This window comes from Pseudomonas sp. DrBHI1, from assembly GCF_002205115.1.
Lineage (GTDB): Bacteria > Pseudomonadota > Gammaproteobacteria > Pseudomonadales > Pseudomonadaceae > Aquipseudomonas > Aquipseudomonas mosselii.
This window is the reverse complement of the sequence record NZ_NIBE01000042.1, coordinates 1-8,302: the sequence shown is the minus strand read 5'-3', so window position 1 is coordinate 8,302 and position 8,302 is coordinate 1. Positions and strand designations below refer to the sequence as shown.

At 66.4% G+C, this 8,302-nt stretch carries 6 protein-coding genes; 1 reads left to right on the top strand and 5 read right to left on the bottom strand.

The window, feature by feature from the left end:
- Positions 1–118 precede the first annotated feature (118 nt).
- From CC207_RS06715 to CC207_RS06695, 5 genes are all read right to left on the bottom strand, one after another.
- The gene (locus CC207_RS06715) at positions 119–892 is read right to left on the bottom strand and encodes a TSUP family transporter (RefSeq protein ID WP_088851774.1); all 774 of its coding nucleotides are present in this window, start codon (positions 890–892) and stop codon (positions 119–121) included.
- 133 nt (positions 893–1,025) lie between these two features.
- A complete protein-coding gene (locus CC207_RS06710; protein WP_069017322.1) occupies positions 1,026–2,378 on the bottom strand; it encodes a glutamine synthetase family protein in 1,353 nt (450 codons plus the stop codon).
- A gap of 10 nt (positions 2,379–2,388) precedes the next feature.
- A complete protein-coding gene (locus tag CC207_RS06705; RefSeq protein WP_069017323.1) occupies positions 2,389–2,949 on the bottom strand; it encodes a helix-turn-helix domain-containing protein in 561 nt (186 codons plus the stop codon).
- Positions 2,942–4,231 (bottom strand): FAD-binding oxidoreductase, encoded by a 1,290-nt coding sequence (locus CC207_RS06700; RefSeq protein WP_088851773.1) that lies wholly within the window; start codon positions 4,229–4,231, stop codon positions 2,942–2,944. The genes CC207_RS06705 and CC207_RS06700 overlap by 8 nt, the downstream gene beginning before the upstream one ends.
- Before the next feature lie 259 nt (positions 4,232–4,490).
- Entirely contained in the window at positions 4,491–6,437 is a 1,947-nt protein-coding gene (locus tag CC207_RS06695) for a DNA topoisomerase III (protein WP_088851772.1), read from the bottom strand.
- A 236-nt stretch (positions 6,438–6,673) separates the two neighbouring features.
- Here CC207_RS06695 and CC207_RS06690 point away from each other — a divergent pair.
- On the top strand, positions 6,674–8,302 hold a 1,629-nt coding region (locus tag CC207_RS06690), incomplete at its 3' end, for a polyurethanase (RefSeq protein WP_088851771.1).

Genomic DNA, 8,302 nt, shown 5'->3' with positions numbered 1-8,302 from the left:
CCCACGAGAAAAGTAGGCCGCCGTAAGGGCGGAAAGGTGACTAAATGTCGTTATCTTCTACGAATGCGCATACAAAAATCAAAACAATCGCCCCCAAGCCCAAGCCCAAGCCCAAGCCCTACCCAAACCAATGCTGCCAAGCCAACCGCACAGTCAACGCCAACACCACGGCAATAAACACCGGCCGAATAAACCTGCTCCCCCCACTGATCGCAGTACGCGCCCCGAAGAACGCCCCGATCATCACCGACACCCCCATGCACAGGCCAACGATGTAATCCACCTGTCCGGAAATGATGAACACCGTCAGCGCCGCGATGTTGCTGACGAAGTTCATGCTACGCGCCACGCCACTGGCGCGAACCAGGTCGATGGGATAGAGCAGCAACGTGCTAACGGTCCAGAAGGCACCGGTGCCGGGCCCGGCGACGCCGTCATAGAAGCCCAGGGTGAAACCTTGCGGGAACTGCCACTTCTTCCTGATCGGCGCCTCGGCGTCCAGAGGCGCCTTGGGCGTGCCGCCGAACAGCAGGTAGACGCCACAGGCAAAGACGATCACCGGCAGCATCTTGTTCAACCATTCGGCAGGCATGTAGTGGGCCACCACCGCGCCGATCAGCGCGCCTGCCAGGGTGCCGACGATCGCCAGGCGCCACTGCGCCGGGTGGAACAGCTTGCGCCGGTAGTAGGTGATGCTGGCGGTGGCGGCGCCGAAGGTCGAGCTGAGCTTGTTGGTGCCCAGCACCAGGTGCGGCGGCATGCCGGCAGTGAGCAGCGCCGGGGTCGTCAGCAGCCCGCCGCCGCCGGCAATGGCGTCGATGAAGCCGGCGACGAAGGCGACCAGGGCGAGGATCAGCAGGGTGAGCGGTTCTACGGTGAGTTCGAAGGGCATGGGGTGTGCGCAGGCTGGAAGGCGGGGTGCGGCAAAAGGCCGCGCTAGAGGTGGTGCATGGTAATCCTGGGCGGCGCGTGATTCCAGTGCCAGCCTCTTCGCGGGTAAACCCGCGAAGAGGCAGCAACAGAGCCTACAGGAACCAGCGATACTCCCGCGCACTGACCTCCTGCAGAAACGCCAGATGGTCCTGGCGCTTGTTCTCGCAATAGACCATCACGAACTCTGCGCCCAGCCCTTCGTTGACTGCCGGGTGTCCGCGCATGGCCGCCACCGCGCCGAGCATGTCCTTGGGGAAATCGATCCCGCTGCCTCGATCTTCGTTCAGCGGCGCGATCGGCTCCTGCGCGGCATCCAGCCCATGCTCCATGCCGCAGAGTATCGCCGCCAGCACCAGATATGGATTGGCATCCGCCCCGGCCAGCCGGTGTTCGATCCGCAGGTTGCGCGGATCCGATTCGGGGATACGAATGCAGGCGTCGCGGTCCTCGAAGCCCCAGCTTGCACGGCTGGCGGCGTTGACCATGGCGCCATAGCGACGAAACGCGTTGTGGTTGGCCGCGAACACCGGCATACAGTGCGGCAGCAGCGCCAGGCAGCCGGCCACGGCGTGGCGCAGCGGGCGCTGGGCGTCGGCGGCGAGCAGGTTGTTGCCGGCCGCGTCGTAGAGGCTGACATGCACATGCATGCCGCTGCCCGGCGCGTGGAGGTAGGGCTTGCTCATGAACGACGCACGCAGCCCATGCTTGAGCGCCACGCCACGGGTGCTGCGACAGAACAGCGCCGCCCAGTCGGCGGCGCGCAGACCGTCGTCGCAGTGAGCGAAATTGATCTCGAACTGGCCAGGGCCCAGCTCGGCGGTGATGACATTGGCGTCCACGCCCTGGGCATTGGCGGTCTCGACCATCTCGCGTAACACATCGGAAAACCGCGAAAGACGCTCGATATGCATGTTCGGCTGGTCGTCGGCATCGCCACTGGCCGGATCGCGGGGGAACTGCGGCAGACCGTCCTTCAGCGCCCGGTCGAACAGGTAGAACTCCAGTTCGAACGCCACCACCGGGCGGATGCCCCGGCGTTCGAGGCGCTGCAGGACGCGGGCCAGCACCTCGCGGGGCTCGAACTCGATGGGCGCCGCGGTGCCGTCCGAGGTGATCAGCATCTGTCCCAGCGGCTCGCGCTCCCAATTAACCGGCTTCAGCGTATCAGGCACCAGGCGGCGCGGGGCGTCCGGGTCACCGTCGTTGAAGCAGTAGTCGCCGATGGGGAACAGCCCGCCCTGCACGCCAAGCAGCACGCAGTTCTGCGGCAGCTTGAGCGGGCTGCCGGCGGCCACCTTTTCCAGCATGTCGATCGGGTAACGCTTGCCGTAGAAGTGCCCGGGGATGTCCAGGCTGATCAAGTCGACGTAGCGCACCTCGGGGTGTCGTGTACGGAAGGCGCGTACTTCGCTGAGCAGATCGGGGAAGCCTGTTGTACTTGTCATGGGCATGCTCTCAACGGAAGACCCAGAGAACCCGGGTCGTTCGGGCGGTCAGGTTGGCGTAGCGGAACTGGCTGTGGGGTGGCAGCTGGAAGCTGTCGTTGGGGTACAGGGTGACGGCATCTTCCTGGCCTTCGAGCCACAGGGTCAGTTCGCCCTCGAGTACGAAACCACCCTGTTCCGAGCTGTCGTCCAGATGCCCCTCGCCACTGCTGGCGCCGGGCGCCAGGTGGCTTTCGAGCATGGCGAAGCGGCCGGTGAGGGTCGGCGAGACCAGCACGTCGGTGATCCCGGCGGCGTAGTACAGGGTACGTCGCTCGCCGGGACGGGTGACCCAGTCGAGCGCCCGGGGCGGCACGGCCTGGTAGAAGTAGGTGGTGGGGACCTGCAGCGCCTCGCTGATGGCGGTGAGGTCGGCCACCGTGGGGCGTGAGAGGCCGCGCTCGACCTGGGAGAGAAAGCCCAGCGAGCGCTTGACCCGGCCGGCCAGCTCGTCAAGGGTCAGCCCACGGTGCTTGCGCAGGTCGCGCACCAGTCGCGCCAGGCCTTGGTTGTCGTCGATCGGTTCAGACATGGTCGCGCATCCTGTACCAGGCTTTGGCGGCTGCTTCCAGGGGCGCGGCCAGCAGGTCGCCGCCAGGGAAGCGGCCATTGTCGATACTCTGGTAAAGCGCGAGCAGATCGTCGTCACCTAGAATCGCGTCACTGACGGCGCGTGCGCCGGCCAGGGTCGGCAGCACCCCGTGCCCGGAGAATCCTTGCAGCCAGTAGCGTTGGCCCTGACGGCCGATATCCGGGGTGCGCTGGATGCTGCAGTCGATATGGCCGCCCCAGGCATGTTCGATGGCCACCCCACGCAACTGCGGGAACACCCGTTCCAGGTAGGGTCGTGTGGCGCTGGCGACGTCCTTGGGGATGCCGCCCAGGTAGGTGCAGCCGCCCCCGAAAAGCAGGCGATGGTCGGGTGTCAGGCGGAAGTAGTCGGGAACGAACTGGTTGTCGATCACGCAGCTGTTGCGTGGCAGCAGCGAGGCGGCGAACTCGGCGTCCAGCGGCGCCGTGGCCACCTGGTAGGAGCCCACCGGCAACAGGCGCCGTGACAGGGCACGGTCGAGCCGGTCGATATAGGCGTTGCAGGCCAGCACCAGTACGCGACTGCGCACCTCGCCCTGATCGGTGCGGACGACGAAGCCATCGGCGTGTTCGTGGTAGTCGAGTACCTGGCTCTGCTCGTAGATCTGCCCGCCGTTCGCCTCGATCACACCGGCCAGGCCCTGGGCCAGTTTCAGTGGGTTGAGGTGGGCGCCATTGGGGTCGTACAGCGCGGCCTGATAACGGGTGCTGTCGATCCACTCGGGCAATTCCTCGCGGCCGATCAGGCGCAGGCAGTCGTAGTCGAACTTCTCCTGTGCTTCACGCCGGGCCTCCTCCAGCAGTTTTACCCGGCGTGGCAGTACGGCGGTCCACAGGCTGCCCAGGCGATAGTCGACGTCAAAGCCATGGCGCTGGGGCAGTTCACGCAGCTCGCGGGCGGCCCAGCACATGCTGTCCCACAGGCGTCGGCTGCGTTCCAGGCCCAGGGCTCGCTCCAGCGGGGGCATGTCGCACGACCAGCCCAGCAAGGCCTGGCCACCGTTGCGGCCCGACGCGGCCCAGGCCACCCGGCTGGCTTCCAGCAGGGTCACGCGCTGGCCGGCCAGTGTCAGGCGCAGGGCCGTGTGCAGGCCGCTGAAGCCGGCACCGACGATCAGGATGTCGGTGTCGTGGGTGCCCTGCAGGGTAGGGCGCAGGGGGATGGTGGCGGGGTAGGTGCGGGCGTAATAGCTGGCGACGTGCTGGGCGGATTGCTTGAACATGCCGGGGCCTCGTGAAATTTTTTCTGATTATTTTCATGAAAAAATAGCAGAGGGTTTTCATAGCGCCAGTCTTCTTAAGATGAGGTGCCTAGCATGACGGTCGGTATTTACGCGTTTTCTGTGGGAGCGGCCTTGCGTCGCGAAAGGGTCGCAGAGCGGCCCCTGACATTCTCTATCTAGCGCTGAGATCCTGGGGCCGCTGCGCGCCCCTTTCGCGACGCAAGGCCGCTCCCACAGGTTGAGCTGGAGCTCGTCTACCTTATGTAGATGCCTTGCGCCGCGGCTGTCGGGGCTTGCTGGCTGCTGTCTTGCCCTTGGCGGCACCCTTGCGCTTCTTCTTCCAAGGCGCCGCCGCCTTGCCCGCTGCCGGCCCGCTGATGGTCAGGCGCAGGCCGCTGCACCGTTGCACCAGCATGCCCATCCAGGCCGACTGGCGGGTGACGAACTCGTCCAGGCTCATCTCGCCGCTCTGCACCATGTCCAGCGCCTGTTCCCAGATCGCCGTGGTGCCGGGGTCGGCAATGGCCCGCGGCACGGCGTCGATCAGGCTGAAGGCGGCGGGCGTGGCCGACAGCGCCTTGCCGTTCTTGACCAGGTAGCCACGGTCGAGCAGGCCCTGGATGATGCTGGCCCGGGTGGCCTCGGTGCCGATGCCAGTGGTTTCCTTGAGCTTCTGTTTCAGCCGAGGGTCGTCGACCAGCTTGGCGACGTTCTTCATCGCCTTGATCAGGTCGCCTTCGGTAAAGGGCTTGGGCGGCTGGGTCCACAGGTCCTTCAACTGCAGGTCTCGCACTGCGCAGTCCTGGCCTTCGCGCAGCGCCGGCAGCACCTGGGCCGGTGGCGCCTCGCGACCCTTGGTTGGGGTCAGTGCCTCGGGCAGCGCCCGGCGCCAACCCGGCTCGACGATCTGCTTGCCCACCGCCCGCAGCGCATGACCGGCGCAATCGAACTCGGCCTGGGTGCGGTCGTACTCGTGGTTGGGCAGGAACTGCGCCAGGTAACGGGCGCGGATCAGGGTATACACCGCCTTGTACTTGGGCGGCAGGCGCGCCGGGTCGCTGGCGGCGGCGGTGGGGATGATGCCGTGGTGGGCGCTGACCTTCTGGTCGTTCCATGCGCGCGAGCGGCGACCCGGGTCCAGGTGCGGCCGCAGCGGCGCGAGGCTGTCGTCGGCACGCTGAAGCACGGCGAGGATGCCAGCGGCCTCGCCGTGCTGGCTGAGAGGCAGGTAGCCGCTGTCGCTGCGTGGGTAGGTGATGAGCTTGTGGGTCTCGTACAGGGCCTGGGCGATGTCCAGGGTCTCCTGGGCGCCGAGGCCGAGCTTCTTCGAGCACACCTCCTGCAGGGTGCCGAGGTCGAAGGGCAGGGGAGCCACCTCGCGCACGCGTTCGGTGGCGATCTTGCGCACCCGGGCGCTGGCGGCCGCCTGCATGTCGGCGGCCGCCAGCTGGGCAAGGTCCTGCCTCAGGCAGCGACCCTGGTCGTCGCAGGCGTCCTCCGGCGCGCGCCACTGGGCGTTGAACACGCTGCCGGTGCTTTCCAGTTGCACCTCGATGGCCCAGAAAGGCACCGGCACGAAGTCGGCGATGCTGCGGTCGCGGTCCACCACCAGGCGCAGCGTCGGTGTCTGCACCCGGCCTACCGGCAGCACGCCCTGATAGCCGGACTGGCGGCCGAGCAGGGTGAACAGGCGGCTCATGTTCATGCCGATCAGCCAGTCGGCCCGCGAGCGGCCGAGGGCCGAATGGTACAGGCTGAAGGTCTCCTGGCCCGGCAGCAGGCGGCCCAGCGCCTTGCGGATCGAGGCATCGTCCAGCGCCGACAGCCACAGACGCTGGATCGGCCCCCGGTAGCGACAATGCTCGACCAGTTCACGAGCGATCATCTCGCCCTCGCGGTCGGCGTCGGTGGCGATCACCAGTTCGCGGGCCTCGCCGAGCAGGCGCTTGACCGCCCTGTACTGGCTGGCGGTCTTGGGCTTGACGGTCATCTTCCACTTTTGCGGGATGATCGGCAGGTCCTCGAGGACCCAGCGCTTGTAGCGCTCGTCGTAGCTGTCTGGTGGGGCGGTCTCGAGCAGGTGGCCGATGCACCAGGTCACGCAAACATCGGTGCCTTGCCAGCAGCCGTCGCCACGCCGCTGGGCGCCGAGGACCTTGGCGATGTCTTTTGCCTGGGAGGGTTTTTCGCAGAGAAAGAGGCGCATGGCCGGAACGCTTGATCGCGGAAGATGGGCACTAGGATGCGCAAGCCAGGGCGTGCAGGCAAGCTTTATCTGTATGCATGTACAGGTTTTTCGCCCGCATGTTTGGCAGGGTAGTCACCCCTTGGGGTTGGACGACTCGGCAAATGCGTGCCAGCTTTGCCTTTCGCCCGCCAGTTGTGTCACTGGACGATGTCGCTGGGGTGTCCTTCCTACAAGAACAACAGGGATGTAAACCAATGCCCGTTTTCGATTACCGACAGCTCGACAGCACTGCCTCCTCCTCGCTCTATAAAGATGCCATGGCCCTGGCCACCTATGCCTACCATGGCATCGACGATGGCTTCAGCGCCGGCTACCAGAAGTATGGTTTTGGCCTGGGCCTGCCGGCCACCCTGGTCAAGGCGCTGATCGGCGGCACCGACAGCCAGGGCGTCATTCCCGGCATCCCCTGGAACCCTGACTCCGAAGCCCGGGCCCTGGCGCAGGTCAAGGCCGCCGGCTGGACGCCGATCAGCGCGGCGCAGCTGGGCTACCAGGGCAAGACCGACGCCCGCGGCACATTCCATGGCGAAGCGCCGGGCTACACCTCGGCACAGGTGGAAATCCTTGGGCGCTACGATGCCGCCGGCCAGCTCAGCGGCATCGGCATCGCCTTCCGCGGCACCAGCGGCCCGCGTGAGAACCTGCTGGGTGACACCATCGGTGACGCCATCAACGACCTGCTGGCGGCGATCGGCCCGGCCGGTTATGCCCGTGACTACGCCGGTAACGCATTCGGGCAACTGCTCGCCGATGTGGCGGCCTTCGCCAAGGCCAACGGCCTGAGCGGCGCCGATGTCACCGTCAGTGGTCACAGCCTAGGCGGCCTGGCGGTCAACAGCCTGGCCGATCTCAGCGGCTCGCGCTGGGGCGGCTTCTACCAGGATGCGCGTTACGTCGCCTTCGCCTCGCCGACCCAGGCCGCCGACGCCAGCAAGGTGCTCAATATCGGCTATGAGAACGACCCGGTGTTCCGCGTGCTCGACGGCACCTCGGCAACCTGGGGCACCCTGGGCGTGCACGACGGCGCCAAGGCCTCGGCCACCAACAACATTGTCAACTTCAATGACCACTACGCCTCCGACGCCTGGAACCTGCTGCCGTTCTCCATCGGCAACATCGCCACTTGGTTGTCGCACCTGCCGACGGCCTACGCCGATGGCCTTGGTCGGGTGCTGGGGTCGTCGTTCTATCAATGGACCAGCCGCGACTCGACCATCGTGGTCAGCAACCTGTCCGATGTCACCCGTGGCTCGACCTGGGTCGAGGACCTCAACCGCAATGCCGAGCCGCACAAAGGCAGCACCTTCATCATCGGCTCCGACCAGGATGACCTGATCCACGGCGGGCGTGGCAACGACTACCTTGAGGGGCGGGCCGGCAATGACACCTTCCGCGACGACGGCGGCTTCAACCTGATCGACGGCGGCGCCGGCCATGACACCCTGAAGCTGCAGGACGCCCTGGCCAACCTGAGCATCGCCCGGGACGGCGAGGGCACGCTGTACGTGCGCGACGCCCAGGGCGGCATCAGCCTGGTGCGCAATGTCGAGAACCTGGTGAGCAAGGAGTCGAGCCTGCTGATCTTCAGCAAGGAGGTCAGCCATGGGGTCGCGGCGCAGGGGCTGTTCGAGAGCGGCAAGGTCACGCCCTACGCGTCTTCGCTCAACGGCACCCAGGCTGGCGACCAACTGGTGGCGGGCAACCAGGGTCAGTGGTTGTTTGGCCTGGGCGGTGACGATCGGCTGCAGGGCGGTGCTGGCAATGACGTGCTGGTCGGCGGCGCGGGCAACGATGTGCTCATTGGCGGCGGCGGGCGCGACACC